This window comes from Acanthopleuribacter pedis, from assembly GCF_017377855.1.
Classification (GTDB): domain Bacteria; phylum Acidobacteriota; class Holophagae; order Acanthopleuribacterales; family Acanthopleuribacteraceae; genus Acanthopleuribacter; species Acanthopleuribacter pedis.
In genome coordinates, this window is the sequence record NZ_JAFREP010000006.1 from 95,255 (window position 1) to 117,574 (window position 22,320).

Here is a 22,320-nt window from a genome sequence, read left to right on the forward strand (position 1 = left end):
GCCCTTGCCGAGGCCGTGTTTTGCGTCGTTGAGGAGACCTTACGGGCGAACAGCAGGGCGCGCTTCTCTTGAAAACATCCTGAAAAGGTCCAGGTCCTAAGTTGCTTGTTTTGTTGTGGATGATCTGGCGTTAACATGGAACCGCGGTCGTTAAAACAGCTTGGTTACCCGCCCGGAGCGGTGATTGCCGCGCCCTCAGCGCCCGCGTTAGAATAGTGAACACCCGATTCAAGAACCGTCAGGATGCTTTATGGACCCTTTCCGAAACGAACTCCCGCCACCTTTTTCATTCGGCCCTTGGCAGGTTGATCCGGCCACCCATTCACTGTCCCGCGAGGATCGTTCGGTTCGGGTCGAACCGCGCATTATGGCCCTGCTGTGTTTGCTGGCCTCCGAGCCGGGCACCCCGTGGGGACGCGCCGAACTGATGGCGCGGTTGTGGCCCGATACCCATGTAGGTGAGGACGCTCTGACCCGCGCCGTATCCGAGTTGCGCAAGGTGTTGGGCGACGAACCGCGCAATCCGACCTACATCGCGACCATTCCCAAACGGGGTTACCAGTTTTTGGGTGAGGTGCGCCCCGTGCTTGAACCCGCCGCCGCGCCGTCCGCCATCTTGGAAGAAACGCAGGATCGCGCGGCTGAATCCGCCCCGCGCGAGACAGGTTCCTCTCCGGTGGCCGCGCCCTCGCAAGGTGAGGCTTCCTTTCTGTCGCGGCGTTCGCTCGGTGTCGCCGCGCTGGTGCTGCTGCCCTTTCTGGGTTGGTTGTTCCAGTTAATTTCTTCGCCGACGCCGCCCGCCCCCGTCGCCATTTCCACCACCCCGGCCAAGGATGTGTTTTTGACCAACTACCCGGGTCGTGAACGGCAGCCCGCGCTTTCCCCCGACGGCAGCCGCGTCGCCTTCGTGCGCGAGCAGGCCGGCCACCGACACATTTTCATGATTGACGCCCACGGCAACGGCGAACGCGCGCTCACCACCGCCGCGGCCGATCACGACGATCCCGCCTGGTCGCCCGACGGCACCCGGCTTGCCTTCACCCGTTCGCACCCAAACGGGGTTCATTTGCTGACCGCCTCCGCGCTAGGCGGCGATGAAACCCTGGTTTACGAAGGCGCGGCAATGGACGGCCTGGATTTTGGTCCCAACGGGCGCCGTCTGTATTTTGCCGAGCGCACCGCCGACGGAGGACCCTTTCGCATTCAGTGCCTCAACCTGGCCAATCACGAGGTGACCCCGATCACCAGCGCACCGGTCCAAGGTCGCGGCGACATTTTGCCGCGCGTGTCACCTGACGGTACGCGGCTGGCTTTTATGCGCGTGTTGGCTTCCGGCGCTTGGCAATTGCTGTTGGTTGATCCCGAGGGGAAACAGACCCAAACGGTGGTGCGCCGCGATTTACATGTGGCCGGCTTCGATTGGGTCGACAACCGGTATGTGATCATCTCCAACCTGCGCGAGGGCGCCTACGGCCTGTGGCTGATCGATGTCACCAACGGCCAAGAGACCTGGCTACCGACGCGGGGGGAGCGCAGTTATGCGCCGACCTATGCCGCCGCCGCCCACGCCCTGGTCTACGAAAAGGTGACTTTTGAAAAGAACATTTGGGTGTTGGATACCGCATCGCCCGCGGACAGTCACCGTCCGCTTATCGACTCCAATTATTACGATTGCGAGGCCGTGTTTTCGCCCGACGGCACGCGACTGTTGTTCACATCCAGCCGGAGCGGTTCATTGGCGTTATGGCTGGCCGAGAACGACGGCGCCGACTTGCGCCAGTTGACCGACCTCCACGGCATGCACGTCACCCGACCGCGCTGGTCGCCGGACGGGACACGCGCCGCCGTGTCGAGCCTGAAAGACGGCGAAATGCAGGTGTACCTGGTGGAACCGGCCACGGGGCGGGTACGCCATAGCGGCATGAAGGGTATGTTGTGTGATTGGGGCCGAAGCGGCGACGCCTTATACGTGGCCGGCTTGGAAAACGGCCGCTCCACCTTGTTTCACTGGGATTTGGCGCTCCAGAAAGCCACGCCTTTTTTGGAAGGTGACGTTTTTTACGGGCGCGAAAGCGACGACGCTCGTTGGTTTTACTTCACCTACCGCGGGCGCGACGGCCTGTGGCGAAAACCTTTGGTTGGGGAGGGCGAGGCGACCCTGGTGGTGGCGGATTTGGCCCATCGCCAAGGTGATAATTGGGACCTGGCCCGAGAACGGCTTTATTATGTCGCCTGGGATGGGAACCACAGTATCGCGGTCAGCACCGCCTTGGACGGGTCGGACCGTCGCGAATTGGGACCGCTGCCGCGCATTGCCTCACCCAGCTTGTCCGTTTCCCGCGACGGCACGCGTTTGCTTTACGGCCGTGTCATGCGGTTCGAGGTCGATCTGATTCTGACGCAAAAACCCTGGGGTGGGTTTTGACGGCGAATCGACCGACCTTATTTGTTAGCTTCGGGCAGGTTCCGGCCTAGCGGCCGCGGCGAGAACCGCGTGGTGCGGGGACATTTTTTCTCCTCAAAAACCTTCTTTTGTGGCTTTTGAGGAGAAAAAACGTGGTTGGGATGCCGGTCTGTTAGAGGCTGAGGTGGACTTGCCGCCTGGTGTTCTTGGATGCTTCCGTGATTGTTTGCGCTGCTTAGGCTAAAGCCCCGCTTCGATTTCGCGACCCAGCCGAACCGTTTCGGCCACCAACAGTGCAAAATCCTCGAACCGGGTGCGGTGGTTGGTGTTGGCGACGCGCAACACGAATTGCCCGTTGAGCCGCGTGCTGGATGGGGCCGCGATGCCGCGTTCTTGGAGCCGCATCAACAGTTCATAGTTAATCGCATCGGTTTGATCCGCGCCCAGGTGCTCGGGTAGGTAGCGGAAACACAAAATGTTCAGCGGGGAAGGGGCGCTTTGTTCCAAACGCGGTTCCGCCTGGATCAGTTGGGACAAATACTGGACCTGGGCCACGTTTTGTTCCTGGATGCGGCCCAACGCGTCCATGCCGTATTCGCGGATTTGCGCCCACACCTTCAACGCCTTAAAACCGCGCGAGAGTTGCGGGCCGCGCAGGTAGGTGGAATCGGGCTGGGCCGCGATACCCCGCGGCGGGGTTTCCAAATAGGTGGCCGCCACCGAAAAACTCTGGCGGTGTAATTTGCTGTTGCGGATCAGCACGCAGCCCGCTTCATAAGGCACGTACAGCCATTTGTGGAAATCAAAGGCCAGCGAATCGGCTCGTTCCATGCCCCGCAATTTCTTGCGGATTTTGGGCGACATCGCCGCAATCGCACCGATGGCGCCGTCCACGTGGAACCACAGCCCCTCGTGGCGCGCGATCTCCGCCAGTCCGGTGAGATCGTCGAGGGCGCCCGTGTTAACCGTGCCCGCGTTGCCGACAATCGCCAGCGGGCGCAAGCCGCGGCGCCGGTCTGCCTCAATCGCCGCGCGCAAGGCGTCGAGGTCGATGCGGTACTGATCGTCCGTGCCGACCTTGCGCAAGTTGTCCGTGCCCAAACCCAACAACATCATCGCTTTATCCACCGAGGAATGAACCTGGTCGGAGGTATACACCACCGGTGTACCGCTTAATCCCGTCAAACCCCGTTGGCGCAGGGGTTCGCCGATGATCGCGTCGCGGCCCACCGCCAACCCGATCATGTTGGCCACCGAACCACCGCTGGTGACAATGCCGCTGGTGGTTTCGGGGAAATCAAAAAGGTCGCGCATCCAGCCGATCAATTGCGCTTCAATGCGCGAGGGCGCGTCGTTAAACGCCCCCGAGCTGGCGTTGACCCCGGCCGCCAACATATCGGCAACCATACCGATCGGGGTGCCCGTCCCGCAGACCCAACCCCAAAAGCGCGGGTGGGCGTGGCCGCTGGGGTAGGGGACCACGTGTTGCAGCATGTCCGCGACCACCTGCTCGCTGCCCAAGCCCGCGCGGGGCGCCGCTTGGGCCATCAGGTCCAGACTTGCCTCCGGCACTTCCCGCCATACCGGACGGTTGCGGACATCCGTTTGAAAATCAAGCATTTCATCCAGAGCTTGGTGGGCCAGCCGGCGCATTGTGGACCAGTCTTGGGGGTCCAGGGTCAGGTTTTCGGTGATGGGGGAAGGTGAAGTATGGCGCACGGGTCCTCCTGGACAAAAACCGAGACAATCGGGAATTGTCACTAAAAAATGTCTTGATTGTCTTTATATGCCTTGTGGTTTCTATCGTCAATGCGTATATTGTCACCATGACAATCTGGACCCCCACCCTCCAAGACAACACACCCCGGTACCTCGCCTTGGCCGACGCGCTGGCCCGCGACTTGGCCACGGGCCGGCTCAGGCCGGGTGATCGCTTGCCGACCCACCGCGAATTGGCCGATCTACTCGGCGTGACCATCGGCACCATCAGCCGGGGTTATGCCGAGGCCGAACGGCGCGGTTTAACCGTCGGCGAAATCGGCCGCGGTACCTTTGTTCGCAAGCAAGCCGGCGATGATCCTTGGCCCCGTTCACCCGAACGCGCCTCAACCGTGGATTTCACCTTGAGCCTGCCCGTCGCCCTGCCGATGGAACGCGATCTGTTGGCCGCAACCCTGCGGGAACTCGCCGACGAACCCGACGTCAACGAACTCTTGTTGTACCGGCCCGAATCCGCCGACGCCCGTCAACGACAGCGCGCCGCCGCTTGGCTGCAGCGTTTGGGTTTGGCGGCAACGCCGGAAAACCTGCTGGTCACCGCCGGCTCCCAGCACGCGCTCAACGTCGTGCTCTCCGCCGTGCTCGGCTCCGGCCAGGTTCTGTTGACCGAGGCGCTGACCTATCCTTCGATGAAGAGTCAGGCGCGCCAGTACGGCGTGAAGTTGCGCGCCGTGGCCGTGGACGAAGGTGGTTTGGTACCCGAGTCGCTGGCCCAGGCCTGCTTGCAGGAGCCGCGCCCCAAGGCGCTGTACCTGATCCCCAGCATGCACAATCCCACCACCGTCACCCTGTCGCCGCAACGGCGCGAGGCGGTTGCCGCGCTGGTGACGCAACACGATTTGCTGCTGATCGAGGACGATATCTTTTCCTTTATGATGCCCGATCCGCCGGAGCCGCTGGCCGTGCGCATCCCCGAACGCGCCATCTATCTGTCGAGCGTGGCCAAGTGTTTGGCGCCGGGTCTTCGCACCGGCTTTATGATGGTGCCGCCCCCGTTGAGGACGCGGCTGTTGGCCGCGATCCACAACACCGTCTGGATGGCCGCCCCGCTGATGGTGGAGGTCGCGACGCGCTGGTTGGCCGACGGTACCGCCGACCGCATCATCGCCGCCAAACGGGAAGAAACCCAAGCACGCCAACGACTTGCCGCCCAAATCCTGGCCCCATGGACGTTCGCGGCCGACCCCAACGGCACCCATCTGTGGCTAACCCTGCCCGAACCCTGGAGTTCCGACGAGTTTACCGCCCGCGCCCGCGAGTGTGGCGTGATGGTGGTGGGCGGCGGCGCCTTCGCCGTGAATCGCCGCGATACACCCCACGCCGTGCGGGTTTCACTGGGTTTACCGGATCGCGCCACCCTAAAATGCGGCCTGGCAACCATCGCCGAAATCTTGTCAGGCACCGCCGGCCCCAATTATTAACCTCGCGAAAGGAACCCTGCATGACCGCCCCGTTGCAATCCCCCAAGGAACCGTTTCACAAAGGGCTGGCACCTTCCCCGGGCCGGCACCAAGGTGCGTCCCGCCAACCCTGTTTATTCAACGACGACCTGCCGCTACCGCTGGCCGTCCTCAAAAAACCGGCGCTGGACCACAACCGCGCCTGGATGCGCCGTTTCCTCGCCGAAACCGACGTCTTACTCTGTCCCCACGGAAAAACCACCATGAGCCCGCAACTCTTTCAAATGCAACTGGATGACGGTGCTTGGGGCATCACCGCGGCAACCGCGCACCACGTGCGCTTGTACGCCCAATTCGGCGTCAAAAACATCTTTTTGGCCAACCAGTTAATCGGCGCCGGCAACATCCGCGCCGTGCTGGATGTGTTGCACGGGGATCAAGCGATCACCTGCACCGTGCTGGCCGACAGCTTGGCCGGCGTCGAACAACTGGCGGCCGTGACCGCACAACACCCCTATGCGGGTCGGTTGGGCGTATTGGTGGAATCCGGCATCGCGGGAAAACGCACCGGCGCACGCGGCCTGGAGCAAGCCCTGATCCTGGCGAGAAGCATCGCTAAGTCGGTGAATTCGCTCTGTTTAGCAGGCATTGCTCTATACGAGGGCGTGGTCCCTGCAGGCGATCCCAAAAGCGCGCCCCTGATCGAACAACTTCACCGCGATGCCGCGGCGGTGCTGGCCGAGGCCACCCGCGAACAGCTCTGGGGTGGGGACGAGGTGCTGCTTTCCGCCGGGGGTTCGGTGTTCCCCGACCTGGCTGTCGCCTTTCTGCAACAAAGCCGGCTGGACCGCCCGCTCAAGAAGTTGTTGCGTTCCGGCTGTTACCTGACGAGCGATGCCCAACATTACCGCCGCGCCGCGCAACAGATGATGCAACGCGGCCCGAGCCCGCGGAACCTGGGTGATTTCATCCCCGCGCTCGAGGTCTGGGCCCACCTGCAATCCATGCCGGAACCGGGCTTGGCGGTGGCGGCCCTGGGCAAACGCGACATTTCCTACGACATCGAACCACCGGTTTTGCAGCAGGTCTGCCGACCCGGCACCGCCCCCAAGGCGTTCAAAGGTGCCGCCGAGGTGGTTGCCCTGTACGACCAACACGCGGTTCTAAAGATCGCGCCAAATCACGACTTGCAAATCGGCGACCTGCTGGGTTTCTCGATGGCTCACCCCTGCACCACCTTCGACAAATGGCGCGTCATCCCGGTAGTTGACGCCGATTACCGCATTGTAGAAACCATCGAAACGTTTTTTTAGCCTAAGCTTCCGCGTTTGTTCGGTCATATCCGCCTATTTCGACAGGCGTCGCGCATTGGTGAAATGGATTCAATGACCAAGCTAAACCTTGGGTCATGTTGTACGTCACCGGTGCCGCGACGGATCGCATGCCGCGGTCATTTTTTCCGCATTTTGGGATCATGAAGTTTCCTCACACAACCGAAATAAACATCGGAGAACGCATGTAAATGCTTTCGAACGTCGGCTCCGTTCCGGCGGATTCAGCGATCGCGCCGTGGCACATTGGGGAATCATGAACAAGGTATTTTTTGAGAGCGACTCCGTTCACATCCATCACATCGACCTGGAACAAACCAAACCTGGCACCATCGGCATGTACTGGCTGCACATGGTTAACAACAGTATCGGTGAACCGGTGCGCTTGCCGATTCTGATCGCGCGCGGTCGCCACGACGGCCCAGTGCTCGGCCTGACCGCCGCCATCCACGGCAACGAACTTAACGGCATTTCCGTCATTCAAAAAATCTTCCACGACCTCGACTTAGAGGAATTACACGGTTTTGTGATCGGCGTGTTGGTCGTCAACGTGCCGGGTCTGTTGCGCGAACAGCGGTTCTTCAGCGACGGCGTCGACCTTAACCGCATCACGCCCGGCAAACCCACCGGCAACCTCAGCCAGGTTTACATTTACCGCTTCGTCGACCGCATCTTAAGTAAATTCAATTACCACATTGACTTGCACACCGCCAGTTTCGGCCGCGTCAATTCCTACTACATCCGCGCCGACATGGAAGACGAGCGCACGTCGCGCATGGCGCGTTTGCAAAACGCCGAAATCATCGTACACAACCATCCCAACGACGCCACCTTACGCGGCGCCGCCGACGGCTTAAACATCCCCTCGATTACCGTCGAGCTGCGCGACCCGAACCTGTTCCAGTACGGTGTCATCAAAAACAGTTTGGTCGGCATTCACAACGTTTTTTACGATTTGAAGATGCTGCCAGGGGAAATTGCCTGCCCCGCCAAGAAATCCATTCTGTGCGACGCCAGTTATTGGCTGTACACCGACGAGGGCGGCATTTTGCAGGTATACCCCAAGGTTACCGAACGGGTGGTGGCCGGTGAACACGTGGCACACGTGAGCACCATTTTCGGCAAAAAGGTCAAAAGCTACACCAGCCCCGAGGACGGCATCATCGTCGGCCGCGGTGTTAACCCGCTCAACCAAACCGGCAGCCGCATCATCCACCTGGGCCGCAACCCGCGCGAAATCGACTGCGTCACCGGAACCGAAGACTAAACCCACCAGTGGGCGCAACGCCGGCGCCCACCCATTTCTCCATGGCCGTCGCCCGAGCATGGCCGAAGGAAAGGCCGACAAAGCCAAGGGCAAAGAACCGGGCCGGCAACACCCGCGGGCCAGAACATGTGGCATCGTGTCCTACCGAAATAGTGCGACTTTGTCTGGCTTCTAGGTTAATCACTAAGCAACATTAATGCAACTCCCGATGCGTTAGGGATTGAGTTCCAATCCTTGTTGTAGTGGATGTAGGTCACTAAGATCATTGCATGTAATTCGTTAGACAAGTCTTTACCGTTCCAATCCTTGTTGTAGTGGATGTAGGTCACTAAGAATGGTACGACAGTTGTCTCGCAACTATTCGCATCGAGTTCCAATCCTTGTTGTAGTGGATGTAGGTCACTAAGCCCACCCAGCTTGATTTAATCAAGGAAAAAATTGAGGTTCCAATCCTTGTTGTAGTGGATGTAGGTCACTAAGCCCTAACGGGGCTTGCCAGGGCAGCCTGGAGCGGGTGTTCCAATCCTTGTTGTAGTGGATGTAGGTCACTAAGTGGTGCGAGAGAGAGTGAGCTTGGGAACCAATTGGGTTCCAATCCTTGTTGTAGTGGATGTAGGTCACTAAGACACCGGAAGAGGTGCGCACGTTGGTTGCATTGTGGTTCCAATCCTTGTTGTAGTGGATGTAGGTCACTAAGGGCCGGTAATCGCGGAAAGGTCGGCCATGGATTGCTGTTCCAATCCTTGTTGTAGTGGATGTAGGTCACTAAGAAGTGCGTGCGGAGGGTCAAGGACAGGCGAGGGCATGTTCCAATCCTTGTTGTAGTGGATGTAGGTCACTAAGCTCATCGGCGCCGATTGGATCGCTGATGTTATTGAAGTTCCAATCCTTGTTGTAGTGGATGTAGGTCACTAAGACAGAAACAGCCACAGTTGAAGGAAGCACCGCCGAAGTTCCAATCCTTGTTGTAGTGGATGTAGGTCACTAAGAGAGTTCATGAGTCCTCTTGTAATGGAGTACATCAAAGTTCCAATCCTTGTTGTAGTGGATGTAGGTCACTAAGGAAAGTTTTTTATGCGGATATGCACATAGAAGAGGAGTTCCAATCCTTGTTGTAGTGGATGTAGGTCACTAAGACCTGCTCAGGGGTTGGGTCTCCCTCCCACAACCAATGTTCCAATCCTTGTTGTAGTGGATGTAGGTCACTAAGAGTTACGGTTTCCAGCCTGGCCAGCTTGCTTTCTTGGTTCCAATCCTTGTTGTAGTGGATGTAGGTCACTAAGCTATTTGGGGTTTAGGCCTGGTTATCATGGCCTTCTGTTCCAATCCTTGTTGTAGTGGATGTAGGTCACTAAGTTTTTAATCGTGATCAAAAAAACGTGGGGACTTTTAAAGTTCCAATCCTTGTTGTAGTGGATGTAGGTCACTAAGATCTTTAGAGGAGAGAGTCGCTTCGGTATCAGCTTGTTCCAATCCTTGTTGTAGTGGATGTAGGTCACTAAGACGGATGAACGAAAACGTACAATCTCGCCTGAAATAGTTCCAATCCTTGTTGTAGTGGATGTAGGTCACTAAGCTTAGAAGTGAGCAATCTTAAGGAGATGTTAAAATGGAGTTCCAATCCTTGTTGTAGTGGATGTAGGTCACTAAGAGCTATTTTTTGGAAGTGCTTTCCTTCTTGGGGTTTACGGTGAAAAACCTGTTGGATCTTTTAGCCTTTTTTGGGCCGATAACACCGGATAACACCCTGTTTTGCCTCCCAAATCGCGAGTTTTTTCTTTGCTAATCGCTTGATTTGGTTCATCTTAGCGCATGTTGGTCGGCTTGGGTTCGGAAAGTTTGCCTCGTTCCGCTTCTTTTTCGCCGACTTTCGTTCGGTTTTCTCGCGCCATCCACCACCGCCTACCCACGGCAGCATGCACCCCGATGCCCAACACTGATTGGCCAACGGCTATCGCCCAACACTGATTGCCCTACGCTGAAAACCCAACGCCCAACACTGAAAGCTCAACACTGAATGCCCAACGGCTATCGCCCAACACTGATTGCCCAACGGCTATCGCCCAACACCGAGGCCCTAACGCTGAAAACCCAAGGCCCAACACCTTAACCTCTATGCCCCATGCCCAACCTACAACACCTAACGCGGGCATAGGTTGCGGTAGGTGCAGCCCATACAGCGCTGCTGGTTTTTCGTCGCCGGTGGGAATATCCCGCCGTGCACCGCGCTCATCGCCGCGTGGATCTCTTCCACCTGGCCGCGCGCCCTCCTCGTGATCGGTACCTCCACCAGCTTGTTTTGCGAACGAACATACACCACATACGCCGTTTTCACCGGCTTCTCGTAAATGCGCTCGATCAAGATCGCGTAAATCACCGCCTGCAAACGGTAGGTCTTAAATACCCGTTCCTTGTACTCAGCGAACTTCCAATCCAACGGCGCCGCGCTTCCGTCCGCCATAAACAAAACCTCGTCGACGATCCCGCGAAACGGCAAGTCCGGTCGGCCCAAATACACGCCTTGTTCCTTGTCCACCACCCCCAACCGTTGGCGCAAGTAACCCCGGTCCGCCGCCTCCTTGTCCGCGTGAACCTCGCGACCGCGGCGCACCTTGAAATCGCGCTCCTGGTTCTCCGCGATCCCCAACACCCCGCCGAACCAGGTGAAACGCGGACAAAACTGGTGCGCCATTACTTCCGATACGGTAAACACCATCATAGGAACAACTCGCGGATTTGGTCCGACACCATCGCGCGGTCAAAAGCCAATCCCAGGATATTTCCCTTATCAAATGAATCCGCCGCCATCGGGAACAGGTACACCGAATCCTCCTTTTTGTTCATGGTCGCCTCCAACTCCAGGCGCAAGGCGTCGATTTGGCTGTTGGTTAACTTGCCCAAGTACACCGACTTCTGCACCCGGTACACCCCGGACCGCAGACAAATTTTGGCCATGCGGTTGAGCCGCCGCGGATCGCTGACGTCGTACATCACCCAGACCAACATGCGGCCTCCCGTTCAGCCGCGCGCTCATCTTCCGGCAGCTCGGCCTCCAACGCCGCGCTTTCCAAAAGGTCCGTCGCGAAGGCATGTGCCGCCAACTGCACGGCGTGCTTCAGTTGCACCTTGCGTTTGCCCTGGCGGCGCTGTCCGCGCATGACCTCGTGCAGGGCGGTGATCAACACTTCCTTACCTTCCCTGGCCAGGGTGAACCCGTTGGCGATGGGCGTGAACATCGTCCGGCGCACCTGCTTGCGCGTGAACAGCGACACCACACAGCGGCCCACCTCAACCCGGTAGGGTTCGATGAAGTCGTAAACGAAGGATCGTTGGTTGTAATCGTCGCGGTGCATAAATCCCAAATGGGGATCCAGGCCCGCCACCAAACAGGCTTTCTCAACATAGCCGTACAACACGCCGTAACCGTAATTCAGCATGGCATTAAAGGGATCGCGTGCCGGCCGACGCGAGCGGCCCTCAAAGCGGTAGGCTTCCGGGATGACCTCGGCGAGGACGGTGAAGTAACAGCGTCCGGCGCTGCCTTCAAAACCGCGCAGGCGGGCGGCGGCGCCCGGTTCACGCAAATCGTCGGCGGCGGTGGCGGCGGCGGCCGCGGCGATACCGGCGGCGGCCTCCCGCAACAGTTCGGCTTGCGCGGTGCGACGTTTGGCCAAATCCTGCAGAAACGCGGCCTGGCCGTCCAACTTTTCCAACAGCCAGGCGCGTGCTTGTTCGAGGCCGCGCCCGTCCAGCGACCACAGGCATTGTTGCTTGCGGATGCGCGTGGTGGAACCCAACACCGGTTGCCACAGCCGCCCGACCGGATCGCCGAAATGGTCCATAAACAGCACGTCGATTTTGTGCTGTAGTGCAAGCACCAAGACATCCGAGGTCAGGCGCATGCGTGTACTCACCAAAATGCGCTCGATCTTGACCGGGCTGATCGGGGTTTTCTTTTTTTCGGTAATCAGTTCAAACATGCCGTCGCGCACGTGGAGCAGGCCGCCCTCGGTTAACAAATTCACGTTCATCCCGAAACCTCCGTGTCGCGGGCGACGGCGCCGAACCCGCGCGCCACGCTTTTGCCCAAACCCAAACCCTCGGGAATGATGAAGTTGACGCGAAAGCCACCGCGGAAACCGATCATCTGTTTCTGCTTGAAACCGACCTCGGTCGGGGTGAGCCGAGGCGCCGCGGTCAAGCGCTGGTCCGGGTGCAAACGCAGGTCCAACCCTTTGCACAGGGCGAGCAGGTTGCCGACCAGGGCACGGCGCAGCAAATCGGCCTTGGCGGTGGGGTCGGCCTTGCGCCACAGCGGGAAGTTCTTTTGGTTGAGGCCCAGCCAGGGGCTGGTGAAACGGTAGTTGATCGGTTCGGGGTGGTATCCGAAGGTCGCTGTTTTTTGGATGATCTGCTTTTCGAATAGGGGGACGCGACGGTCGCGCAGGATCAGTTCGGTCATGTCCAGAAAAATGTGGCGCAAGGCCGCGCCGCCTTCGTTGATGCCGAGCAGGTGGACCCGTTCGTCGGCCACGCGGTACTGGACCAGCGGGTAACGGAACCGCAGTTCCCCGTTCTCCAGGTGGTTGTGGAGCAAGGTGCATTCGCGAAAACGGTTGCCGAGGTAGCCGCGCACGAACTCGCTGTCGCGCGGGCCGGCGCCTTCGAGTTGGAAGGTCATCAGGGTGAGATCAAGTTGGGGCATGGGGGTTCCTTTCTCGGGTGAACGGGGTGGCCTTGAAGCCGGCTAAAAGCAGGCGTCGTGTTGAATGACCAAACCGAGCTCGGCATCGTAGACGTAATCCGTGGCGCCGACGGCGTCGGCCTCGGCCGGGTAAACGATGTCAAAGAAGGTTTGGGTAGCATCGGACGCATTGCGACGACGGTAAACGGAAAGGGTGTAGGGCGCAAGGGCGCGCAGGATGATTTTGTGCTGCATGGCGATGTCGTGTTTGTTGCCGTCGCTGTCGGACAAGGCTTGGTATTCGGCATAGCGCCGACGCGCCTCGTCGTTTTGCAGGACCAAGAAGCTTTGGGTGTCCTGCTCCTCGATTAACCGAAAGGGCTGTATCGGTTGGTTGTGGTCGCGGCGTTTGCCGTCCCGAAAGGCGGCGGCGTAGTCCAGGCATTTGAGCGCGTCGCATAGATCCCTGGTTTCCTTGTTGCTTACGCCCGCTTTCACCGTGGCGAAATAGGTTTGGGCACAATCGAAAAAGGCCGATTCTTGCAGGCTTTTGTGGGTGGCGAGCACCTGTTGCGTGGCCTGCATGGCCACGTCGCCGTAAATGATTTCGCCCAAATCGCGGGTTGTGCCGGTTGGGGTTTGGCCGCGTAAGCGGAACAGGATGACGCGGCCCTGGTTGCCGTTGTTGCGGTTGCAGCGGCCCGCGGCTTGGAAGACGGCGTCGAGCGGGGCGCGCTGGCGGTAGACGCGGCCGAGATCGATGTCAACCCCGGCCTCAACCAGCTGGGTCGAGATGATGACCAGGTTGGCGCCGGCGGCTTTTTTGACGGCCGTGATACGGGCCAGGCGGTCGTGGGGGGTGACGTCGCCGGAGAGAAACACCAGCTCGCGCTCGGGAAAACGGGCCTTGATTTCGCGGTAGATGACGCGGGCGACGGCGCGGGTGTTGACGATCACCAAGATGCCGGCGGCCGCGTGTTGCGCGATCTCCGCGGCCAGGAAATCGCAGAATTCGCGGTCGCCCGCGACGGGTACCAGCCCACCTTCATCCTGGCTAAGCGCGAAGGGTTTTTTGAGCAGGGCGCAATCCAGGGTGATGCGGTTGAGGGCTTGGTAGACGGCGCGGGGATCGCTTACCAGCTCTTGGATCTGACCTTCCGCCGCCTCGAAAATCATCGGCATGGTGGCCGTGACCAACACAAACACGCAGTTGAGCCGTTCCGCCACAAGGGTAAAAACCTGACGCACCAAGGCCCAATAGGTGACGGGAATGCTCTGAACCTCGTCGAGGATGATCACGCTGTCGGCGAGGGCGCTGAATTTGCGAATGTCGCGGTTGCGGTGGGTGAGGATGCCGTGCAGCAGTTGGTAGAAGGTGGTGAGGGTGAGGTTGGCTTCGAGTTGTTGGATCAAAAACTCGCCTTGGTAGTTGTCGAATTCGTGGTCGTCTGAAGCGTCGCGGTAATGGAGTTCGGCGAGGTGGTGGAGCAGGGCGAGGTTGGCGCTGTGATCGGGCAGATCCAGCTTGGTGAGGATGTCGCGGGCGATGCCGCCGAGTTGGTCGATCACCGAGGTAAAGGGTAGGCAATAAACGATTTTTCGCAAGCTCGGTTCCCGCTGGAGCAGGCGCACCGCCGCGTTGAGCACGCAGAGCGTTTTGCCCATGCCGGTGGGGAGATTGATCGAATAAAAGCGCTGTTGGTTGAGGTCGACGGTGTCGACCGCGGCGCCTACCTCCCGGTACACCTGTTCGCGCAATTGGTTGAGGCGGCCCGCGGCGCCCGCGAAGGCGATTGCCTTGTAGCGGTCGATCAGGTCGGCGGGGAACTTGGGGTTGTCGGCGTGGTAAATGGGGCCGTCGAAAATGCATTCGCCTTTGTCGCAGGTGAGCAACACGGAAAAAATCAGGCTTTGCTCGAAGAAGAGGTGGAGCGGTTGCTGTTGGTTGGCCTGCTGGATGGCCGCGGCGACGCCCGCCCATTTCTTTCCGCGCGGTCGTCGTTTGCGGCCGTGGAACAGCTCGCAAAGGGCGCCGAAGTGGTGGTGGTCGAAACGGTCGACGGTGATCCCGTTGGCGCGGAGGATGGCGGCGAACTCGGTGTAGTCCAAGTGGGCGCTCATCAACATGAGCCGGTCGCCGAGGTTTTCGAGTTGGTGCCTTTTGCCGTCGTGGCTGAAGGGGCGGGGATCGAGGTGGGGCGGGTGCAGCACCAATTCCTTGAGGTTGCCCAGGTGGCCGTGGTGCTTGAGCACCGCGTGGTAGATCAGCCAAGGCAGGGGATGGGTGTCGTGCCATTGATCGCAGGCGAAGCGCCAAGCCCAGAGCGCGGAGAGCCGCGCGTGGTTTTTGAGGTAACCCAGTTCGGCTTGGGCGGCGTCGCCGTTGCCCGCGGCCGCCGCGGCCAGGTAACCCTGGAAAAACGGCGTTGCTTTGCCCAGGTCGTGGAGCACCAGGGCGAGGCGCAAGGCGTGGTGCAGGGGTTGCGGCAGGTTGCGCCGGGCGAGGTAGGTGTCGCCGTTGGCCAGAACCTGGGTGAGGTGGGTGACCAACAGCTTGCCGGGATGGGATTGGAGCCGGAACGGGTAGTCAGATGAAGACAATCGCGGCTCCCGAGGACAGGGTGGTCACCTCGGCGAAGGTGCCCTTGAGCGGTTCGCCGTTGCGTTCGAACACGCAGGTTTCGAAGCGCTGCACCTCACGGCGGTTGTTCATTGCAACCGGGAGGGTGGTGGTGAAGATTTCGCCGCAATCGTAGTCGAGCTGTTTGACGGCGCGGCGGGGCACCGCGGTGTGGATTGCCGCCTCCTTTTCGGCCACCGACACCACCGTTTCTTCGCCGATCCAGCGGAAGTTGGCCAGGTACTCGGAGCTGCCGAAACAGGGTGTGTACACGCTTAAGTGGTTGACCAGCATGTGTTTGAGCTCCTCGTACGCGGCCGTGTCGTCCCAGGCCAGAAACAGGCGAAAGGCCGGTTTTACCAAAAGTTCGACGCTGGTGGGTTTGTGTTCCTTGAAGCGGGCGAAATGTTTGGGCGAGGTGGTTTTGAGGTAGTTGATGCCGATGCTCTGCCGCCGCAACGGGTTGGTGAGTTGCAGGGCGAGGCGCGCCGCGGCGAAGCGTTCCGGTGCCTGCTCGCGCGGGGTCCCGCAAATGGCGCCGAGCATGCCGCGTACCGCGGTGGGTGAGGGCAGCGGCAGGGTGCGCGGCGACATGGTGGTTTGCGGATTGCGAAAGAAGCCGTAGTCGGCGCTGAACTGGACCTGAAGCACCTTGGTGCCGGGCGTTAGCGGTTCCATCCGGTCACCTTCACGCGGTCGTCGGCACGCAGCTCGAAATCGGCCAGGTGGTCGTTGTGCCGCGCGAGGGCCGCGCTAATGCCGCTTAGGTTGAGCGTGCCTTGGTCGATGCGGCGCAACACTTTTTCGCCCGGGTTCAGGTCGAACTGCACCAGGTGGTCCAGGTCGCCGAGGAAGAAGTTGGGCGTTTTGTAACGCAGGCGCAGCAGCAGCCGCGGCATGTGGCCCATCTTGCTGCGGGAGAGCAGGTTTTTGGTGCCGTCCCACATGGCGGTGTAGAACTGGTCCACGTCGTCGCGGGTGAGACCGGTGTGGCGTGCCGCGTTTTCGTTGATCACCCCGTAGAAAGCGATCAGCGAATAGGGCACCACCGCTTCCTCGCGGAAGGTGTTTTGTTTGGCGCCGTCCTTGGAGGCGAAGGCGCCGGTGCCGCGCAGTTCCATGATCTCGACACGGTGCAGCGATTGGCCCATTTTAATTTGAACCGGGCCCGTGAATTTAAAGCTGTTTTTGTCCATCGGCAGGACGCCGCCGAAGAGGCGGATGTCGATACAGCGTTTCAGGATGGTGTCGCGGTCCTCGTCAAAATCCTTGGTGCGGGCCTTGCCGTCTTGCAGGCCGCCCGCGGTTTTTTTGCTTTCGGTTTGGCGCACGAAAATATCCCGGTCGCCACCACCGTGGTGGCCCATAGCGTCGAAGAGGTGGTCGCGGATGGTGCGTTTCAGGCGCACGTCGGTGACCAGATTGCGCCCGCTGCCTTGGTCAAGGCGCGGTTTGTTTTCGTCGTTGGGATCGCCGTTGGGGTTGGCCATGGTCACGTCGTAAAGAAACAAAAATTCTTCGCGTTGGTCGAACAGGCTCATGCGGGCGCTCCTTCTTCTTGGGGTTGTTTTTTGGGTTGGTAGGGATGCAGTTTAAGGCGCTGTTTGAGGCCGAGGGTGAACAGGAAGGAAACCTCGTCGCGCTCCATGTCGTCGAAATCGGTGGCGGCCAGGAAGCTTTCGGTGACCGCTTCTTCCAGGTCGCGGATGCGCGGGAAACGGCTGTCGTACTGTTCCATTTTGGCGATCATTTGCGGCCACAGCGTTTTGAGTTGTTTGGTATCCAACTTCAAGCCGTTGAGGCGTTTAAAGAACGGGGTGTTTGCGTCGTAGCGTTTGGCCTGGGCCGCCAGCAGTTCGTCGCAATACACCCCAATCAAAAAAGTCAGTTTGCGGGCGTCGCCGTCGAAGAATTCACGATGGCGTTCAAAATACGCCTCATAACGTTGGTGCATGCGCACCTCCTTGCTAAGGAATGAGCGGCGCCCGCTGAGCAGGGGGCCGCCCTTTGTTGCTCGTTTCAGAAGCATGTCGCACCAAAGCAGCGCCTGCACCGCGGTGGCGGTGATGGGTTTGTCCTCGAAGTGGAGGAAGCGCAGGTGGCGGTTGATGTGGCGCAGCAGGAAACCGTAATCGATGGGGTTGCCCATCATAAAAGCGCGCAGGGTTTCGAAAAAGCCCTGGCGGAAGCTGCCTTCTTTTTTGTTTTCGGGAAAAATGCTCTTGAGAAAACGAAGGCGGAATTTTTGGTTGTAAGGTCCCTTTTTCGAGGCGTAACCCTGATAGGTCGGGTTGGCCTCGACCGCGCGGATCTGTTGCAACAGGGCTTGGTTGTAACGGGGGAACAGGTCCTCGATGGTGACCAGCAGGTTAAATTTGGCTTTGTCTTTCTCGTAAAAAACCAGGCTAAAGGCGGCGTGGTGCTGTTCATCGGCCAACATTTCGAGAATGTCGTCTTCCAGGTCGCTGTTGATGGCGCCGTCTTTGCCCAAGGCGCGTTTTTTCAGGGCGGCGACGGCCCGGAGGAATTCGCCGGCGGCGTCGCTCTCGGGGGGTCCCAGGAATTGCGGAAGCAGGAAATAGCGATAGCCACAGAGCTGGAAACGAAGGTGTTGTTCGACAAAATGTTTACCGCGCAGCAAGCGGTCCATGGCTTTGGTGGAAACGGGCAGGTTCTTCCAGGCTTGGGTGAGGTCGAAGCCGCCGGAGACCACGCTCAATTCGGTTTTGACCGCGTAGCAGTTGTAGAGGGAAGCAAAACCCATCACGGTGTCGGCGGTTTCGTGGGTGAAGGCGCAGGTTTGGTTGCGGCCCAGGTAGGTTTTGTTTTTGTGTTGGTAGTAGTTGGCATAGGGCTCTGATGCGCGCTTTGCTCTGGCGCCCGCGGTGGTGGGGCTGTCGGCGAGCAGACGGCCGTCGAGTTTGAGCGAGAGCAGGACCCGCTCTTGTTGGCCGAGGGTTGCGGCGAGGGCGTCGCTAACGGCGGGACTGTTTTGGATCAGTTGGGCGAGGTCTTCAAGGTCGGGGAAGGTTTTGTTTTTAAGGACGCCGATCAAACGTTTGCCGGGTTTGGATTTGGCGAGGGGGATGGCGGTGGTGCCGGGGAAATCGCTGGTGAAAAGGTCGACGGTGGGAAATTGGGGTGGGGCGTTGCCTTCGGGTGATTGGAAGAGGGTGGCGTCGAGGGTGGTGTCGGGATCGACCTCGGCGCTTTCGACCCGGAGGAAGGTCCAGGCGTTGGCGGCTGGGTCGCGCGCGAAGCAGAGCAGGCGCAGCGCGGTGCCTTTGTAGCCACGGCTGACTTGGTAGGGGTTGGCCCGCGGTTCGTCGGGGTGAGGGTGGTGTTCGAGAAGCAGGCCGACATGGTAAAAGGCGTCAAACATGAAACCTCGTTTTCTGAAGCATTTGAGAAGGGGCGTATACTTAACTCTGCGCAAAAGGCGCGAAAATTCTATCGATTAGTTTTAGAAATGTGCGTAAGGTTTGGCTTTGTTGGGGTTACCGGGTGGTAGGCTTTACCCGCGATAAAGGACTGGCTTGCGCGACGGATTGGTTTTGTTAGGGATGATCCGGTGCGCCTTCAGCGCACCCAAGATGGTGGGGTGGTAACCCAGCGTTGGGTAAAGGCTTGCTTCGCGCCTTTACCCAACGCTGGGCTGAAATCCGGCAGGGCTTCACCCTGCCACCGGTTGTCCGGCCGGCGTCCCTTGTGGGCGTTGGGTGAAAGGTGAGCGATGCCAAAAACGGTGTGAAACCCCGAGGGGGTTGGGGGGAATCCCGCGTCCCCAAGATCAGAGGGGGGCGCGACGGTGTGAAAAAGATGGGATGGCGCTTACACCCTGCACGCCAAAAACGGAGGGAACGGGAGCGGGCGCGTCGGTGTGATAAAGATGGGACCCCGGCGTGCACCACGCGCGCCCCAAAAACCGGGTCGAAAGGGATGGGTCGCCGGCGTGCACCAGGCGCGCCCCAAGAAGTGTCTCGGAAGGGATGGGCCGGCGGCGTGCACCAGGCGCGCCCCAAAAAGTGGCTCGGAAGGGATGGGCCGGCGGCGTGCACCAGGCGCGCCCCAAAAAGTGGCTCGGAAGGGATGGGCCGGCGGCGTGCACCAGGCGCGCCCCAAAAACCGGGTCGAAAGGGATGGGACGGCGGCGTGCACCAGACGCGCCCCAAAAACCGGGTCGAAAGGGATGGGACGCCGGCGTGCAAACCGTTGGCACGGCAACGCCGTGCCGGATTTCAGCCATGGGTAGGGAACCGGCGCGAAGCAGGCGGGGCCCTACCCATGGTTCACGTTCCCCCAAAAAAGTACGCCGGCGGCGTACCGCAACCCCGGCGCGACGGCATGATCCCTATGAGACCCAAGGCTAAAAGCGGCCCGCGGCGACCAGCGTCACATTCACCGGCGCCACCCGAATCCCTTTAATCGCTGAACGGGACCGGCAATGCGCATCGCCCCCGACCCGGAACGGCCCCTTCCTGGTCCGGCCCTCGCGCCGTTGACCCTTCTGGCCGACCCATCTTCGCTGCCTTGTTCACCCCGGTTTTGATGGGAACCGCATCACCTTTTTTGCCGTGCGTCCATAAAAGCGTTGCGGGGAATGTAACGGTTGTGTAATTTGTTAAACAAACCGAATGATCGTTTTGTTTTGTGTGCCGCACCTCGCCCTGGTTGGCTTTGGGTTGGGTGCTCCTCCTGGCTCTGCCCCAATTTCCCAATCCCGCGGCGGCCCTTGCGCCGCCACCCACGTTGAGGTGATCTATGTCCCGTGCTCTGCCCTGCTTATGGGTTGCGCTGCTTTGCTTGTTCGGCTCCTTCACCCTTGTTCACGCCGCCAACACGGTAACCGGTTCGACCGCCGGCCTGGCCTGGCGCGCCACCCTTCCCGCCGGCGATGCCGCAACACCCCGGCCCCTGCTCGTGCTCCTCCACGGCTGTACCCAAGGCGCCGCCGACTTCGCCGCCGCCACCGGCATGGACGCCCTCGCCGATGAACACGGCTTTATCGTGCTTTACCCCGAACAATCGAGCAGTGCCAACCTCTTCCGCTGCTGGAATTGGTTTGAAACCATCAACCAACGCCGCTCCGGCGAAGCCGCCGCCATCGCCGCCATGGTGGCCGAGCTGCAGCGCCGCTATGCGGTCGATGCCGACCGAATGTACGTTGGCGGCTTTTCCGCCGGCGGCGCCATGGCGGTGATTATGGGCGTCGCCTATCCCGACCTCTTCGCCGGGGTCGCGGTTAGCGCCGGCCTGGAATACGAGGCCGCGGTCAACAGCAACACGGCCTTCACCGTGATGAACAGCGGCGGCCCCGATCCCGACCAAAAGGGGACCCGTGCCTATCAGGTGATGGGTTCTCGTGCGCGGCGCATGCCGGTGATCGTGGTCCACGGCACCGGCGATACCACGGTGGCCCCCATCAACGGCGACCAGGTGGTGCGCCAATGGCTTCAGACCCATGATTGGCTTGACAACGGCGCCGATGACCAAAGCGTCGACGCCCTCGCCGACAGCGTCGAGAACGACCGGGTGCCAGGCGGGCGGGCATTCTCGAAAGCGCTGTACCAGGATGCCGAAGGGCGGGTTTTGACCGCGTACTATCGGGTCGACGGCATGGGTCATGCCTGGTCCGGCGGCTCCGGTGCCTTTACCGACAGCAGCGGCCCCGACGCTTCCGCCTTGCTGGTCGCGTTCTTCGGACTGGACGGCGACCCAACCGACACCACGCCGCCGGTGACCCGCGCCAACCCCGCGGGCGGTACCTTCCAACAACCGGTGACGGTGGATCTGTCGGTCAATGAGGCGGCGACGACCTATTACAGCCTGGACGGTTCCGAACCGGACACGGGCGCCGCGGTTTGGAACGGCCCGCGCGTTTTTAACAGCACGACCACCCTGCGTTTTTTCAGCGTGGACGGCGCGGGCAACCGCGAGGCGGTGCAAACGGCGGTGTACCGCATCGACGACGGCCCGGATACCACGGCGCCCACCACGCTCGCCAATCCGCCAGGGGGTGATTACAGCGGTTCGGTGACGGTGCGGCTTGAGGTAGATGAACCCGCGACCATATATTACAGCCTCGACGGGACCACCCCCGACGCCGGCGCCGCGGTCTACAGCGAACCGCTGGTTTTTTCCGCCGATACCCTGCTCCAGTTCCGCGCGGTGGATGCGGCCGGGAATTGGGAGGCGGTGCGTCGCGAGGATTACCGCGTGACGGTGGCGACCGAATTGGATTTTGTGTCGGTCGCGGGTGAGCAGGGGACGGTGGGTTTGTATTACGTCGACGGTGTTTTCAGTAGCAGCCTGGTCGCCGGCGATCCCGGCATGTTTAACGGGGAACGGCGCCGCATTATCCTGTCCTTCGACCTGAGCGCGCTTCCCGAGGGCGCGGTCCTCGCCGAGGGCCGGCTGCGCCTGTGTCGCGCGCGACTGGTCGGTGCGGTGCAGCGCCTTGATGTGGATGCGATTCAAGGCGGTTTCGGCGGCAACGCGGCCCTGGCCCGCGGCGATTACAGCGCTGCGGCCGACCTGTTCAACGCCTTCACGGTGCCGGTACCGGACGGCGACGGGGCCTGTGTCACGGTGACCCTGCCGGCGGCGGTGACGGCGCTCGCGGCCGAGGGTGATCGCCTGCAAATGCGGCTCAAGGCGGTGACCGCGGTGGACTTCCAGCGGGACGAACTTTCGCTTGGCACAAGCGGTGCCATGGCGGCGGTTTTAACCTTCCGTTTGCAATAACTAGCCCGAAACGCCGCGCGCGTTTGGGTGCGCGGCGTCTTTCCAGTTCGTGGCGCGGGCCGCCGCTTCGGCGTTTTACGGATGGCGCTAA

General features: G+C 60.4%; 14 protein-coding genes and 1 CRISPR repeat array. Of the genes, 5 read left to right on the top strand and 9 right to left on the bottom strand.

Annotated features, from left to right (window positions below; translation table 11 throughout):
- Nucleotides 1-250: 250 nt before the first annotated feature.
- Nucleotides 251-2,425: an LpqB family beta-propeller domain-containing protein gene (locus J3U88_RS08545; protein ID WP_207858298.1), complete on the top strand. Its 2,175-nt coding sequence runs from the start codon at nt 251-253 to the stop codon at nt 2,423-2,425.
- Nucleotides 2,426-2,644: 219 nt separating this feature from the next.
- On the opposite strand, the gene J3U88_RS08550 is transcribed toward J3U88_RS08545, so the two are convergent.
- Nucleotides 2,645-4,123 carry a pyridoxal-dependent decarboxylase gene (locus tag J3U88_RS08550; protein ID WP_207858299.1) on the bottom strand — a complete coding sequence of 493 codons (1,479 nt, stop codon included), beginning with the start codon at nt 4,121-4,123 and terminating at the stop codon, nt 2,645-2,647.
- A gap of 107 nt (nt 4,124-4,230) precedes the next feature.
- On the opposite strand from J3U88_RS08550, the gene J3U88_RS08555 reads away from it, so the two are divergent.
- The 3 genes from J3U88_RS08555 (at nt 4,231) to J3U88_RS08565 (ending at nt 8,181) form a co-directional block, all read left to right on the top strand.
- The gene (locus J3U88_RS08555; RefSeq protein WP_207858301.1) at nt 4,231-5,604 is read left to right on the top strand and encodes an aminotransferase-like domain-containing protein; all 1,374 of its coding nucleotides are present in this window, start codon (nt 4,231-4,233) and stop codon (nt 5,602-5,604) included.
- A 20-nt stretch (nt 5,605-5,624) separates the two neighbouring features.
- Complete coding sequence (locus tag J3U88_RS08560) at nt 5,625-6,896, top strand: type III PLP-dependent enzyme domain-containing protein (protein ID WP_207858303.1); 1,272 nt, start codon at nt 5,625-5,627, stop codon at nt 6,894-6,896.
- Nucleotides 6,897-7,170: 274 nt separating this feature from the next.
- A complete protein-coding gene (locus J3U88_RS08565) occupies nt 7,171-8,181 on the top strand; it encodes a succinylglutamate desuccinylase/aspartoacylase family protein (protein WP_207858305.1) in 1,011 nt (336 codons plus the stop codon).
- Between the two features lie 224 nt (nt 8,182-8,405).
- Nucleotides 8,406-9,832: a CRISPR direct-repeat array (repeat unit 37 nt; unit sequence GTTCCAATCCTTGTTGTAGTGGATGTAGGTCACTAAG).
- A gap of 489 nt (nt 9,833-10,321) precedes the next feature.
- On the opposite strand, the gene cas4 is transcribed toward J3U88_RS08565, so the two are convergent.
- From cas4 to J3U88_RS08605, 8 genes are read right to left on the bottom strand one after another with little or no spacing between them, the layout of a single operon-like run.
- Entirely contained in the window at nt 10,322-10,900 is a 579-nt protein-coding gene (gene cas4 / locus J3U88_RS08570; protein ID WP_207858306.1) for a CRISPR-associated protein Cas4, read from the bottom strand.
- On the bottom strand, nt 10,897-11,187 hold the full coding sequence (cas2, locus tag J3U88_RS08575; protein ID WP_207858307.1) for a CRISPR-associated endonuclease Cas2: 291 nt from the start codon (nt 11,185-11,187) through the stop codon (nt 10,897-10,899). Before cas2 ends, cas4 begins: the two co-directional genes overlap by 4 nt.
- Nucleotides 11,172-12,212, bottom strand: a complete 1,041-nt coding sequence (gene cas1, locus J3U88_RS08580; protein ID WP_207858308.1) for a CRISPR-associated endonuclease Cas1 — start codon at nt 12,210-12,212, stop codon at nt 11,172-11,174. Before cas1 ends, cas2 begins: the two co-directional genes overlap by 16 nt.
- On the bottom strand, nt 12,209-12,886 hold the full coding sequence (locus tag J3U88_RS08585; protein ID WP_207858309.1) for a CRISPR-associated endonuclease Cas6: 678 nt from the start codon (nt 12,884-12,886) through the stop codon (nt 12,209-12,211). The genes cas1 and J3U88_RS08585 overlap by 4 nt, the downstream gene beginning before the upstream one ends.
- 42 nt (nt 12,887-12,928) lie before the next feature.
- Nucleotides 12,929-15,466: a CRISPR-associated helicase Cas3' gene (gene cas3 / locus J3U88_RS08590; protein ID WP_207858310.1), complete on the bottom strand. Its 2,538-nt coding sequence runs from the start codon at nt 15,464-15,466 to the stop codon at nt 12,929-12,931.
- Nucleotides 15,453-16,163, bottom strand: coding sequence for a type I-B CRISPR-associated protein Cas5b (cas5b, locus tag J3U88_RS08595; protein ID WP_207858311.1), 711 nt, complete (start codon nt 16,161-16,163; stop codon nt 15,453-15,455). The genes cas3 and cas5b overlap by 14 nt, the downstream gene beginning before the upstream one ends.
- Entirely contained in the window at nt 16,151-17,026 is an 876-nt protein-coding gene (gene cas7b, locus J3U88_RS08600; protein ID WP_207858312.1) for a type I-B CRISPR-associated protein Cas7/Csh2, read from the bottom strand. The genes cas5b and cas7b overlap by 13 nt, the downstream gene beginning before the upstream one ends.
- Nucleotides 17,023-18,867 carry a TM1802 family CRISPR-associated protein gene (locus tag J3U88_RS08605; RefSeq protein ID WP_207858314.1) on the bottom strand — a complete coding sequence of 615 codons (1,845 nt, stop codon included), beginning with the start codon at nt 18,865-18,867 and terminating at the stop codon, nt 17,023-17,025. Before J3U88_RS08605 ends, cas7b begins: the two co-directional genes overlap by 4 nt.
- Before the next feature lie 1,379 nt (nt 18,868-20,246).
- Between J3U88_RS08605 and J3U88_RS08610 the strand changes: the two genes are divergently transcribed.
- Nucleotides 20,247-22,229, top strand: a complete 1,983-nt coding sequence (locus J3U88_RS08610) for an extracellular catalytic domain type 1 short-chain-length polyhydroxyalkanoate depolymerase (protein WP_207856444.1) — start codon at nt 20,247-20,249, stop codon at nt 22,227-22,229.
- The last annotated feature ends 91 nt before the right edge of the window (nt 22,230-22,320 follow it).

Coding starts and splice junctions, on each gene's coding strand:
- J3U88_RS08545 (WP_207858298.1), top strand. CDS start 251: ATGGACCCTTTCCGAAACGAACTCCCGCCACCTTTTTCATTCGGCCCT.
- J3U88_RS08555 (WP_207858301.1), top strand. CDS start 4,231: ATGACAATCTGGACCCCCACCCTCCAAGACAACACACCCCGGTACCTC.
- J3U88_RS08560 (WP_207858303.1), top strand. CDS start 5,625: ATGACCGCCCCGTTGCAATCCCCCAAGGAACCGTTTCACAAAGGGCTG.
- J3U88_RS08565 (WP_207858305.1), top strand. CDS start 7,171: ATGAACAAGGTATTTTTTGAGAGCGACTCCGTTCACATCCATCACATC.
- cas4 (WP_207858306.1), bottom strand. CDS start 10,900: ATGATGGTGTTTACCGTATCGGAAGTAATGGCGCACCAGTTTTGTCCG.
- cas2 (WP_207858307.1), bottom strand. CDS start 11,187: ATGTTGGTCTGGGTGATGTACGACGTCAGCGATCCGCGGCGGCTCAAC.
- cas1 (WP_207858308.1), bottom strand. CDS start 12,212: ATGAACGTGAATTTGTTAACCGAGGGCGGCCTGCTCCACGTGCGCGAC.
- J3U88_RS08585 (WP_207858309.1), bottom strand. CDS start 12,886: ATGCCCCAACTTGATCTCACCCTGATGACCTTCCAACTCGAAGGCGCC.
- cas5b (WP_207858311.1), bottom strand. CDS start 16,163: ATGGAACCGCTAACGCCCGGCACCAAGGTGCTTCAGGTCCAGTTCAGC.
- cas7b (WP_207858312.1), bottom strand. CDS start 17,026: ATGAGCCTGTTCGACCAACGCGAAGAATTTTTGTTTCTTTACGACGTG.
- J3U88_RS08605 (WP_207858314.1), bottom strand. CDS start 18,867: ATGTTTGACGCCTTTTACCATGTCGGCCTGCTTCTCGAACACCACCCT.
- J3U88_RS08610 (WP_207856444.1), top strand. CDS start 20,247: ATGTCCCGTGCTCTGCCCTGCTTATGGGTTGCGCTGCTTTGCTTGTTC.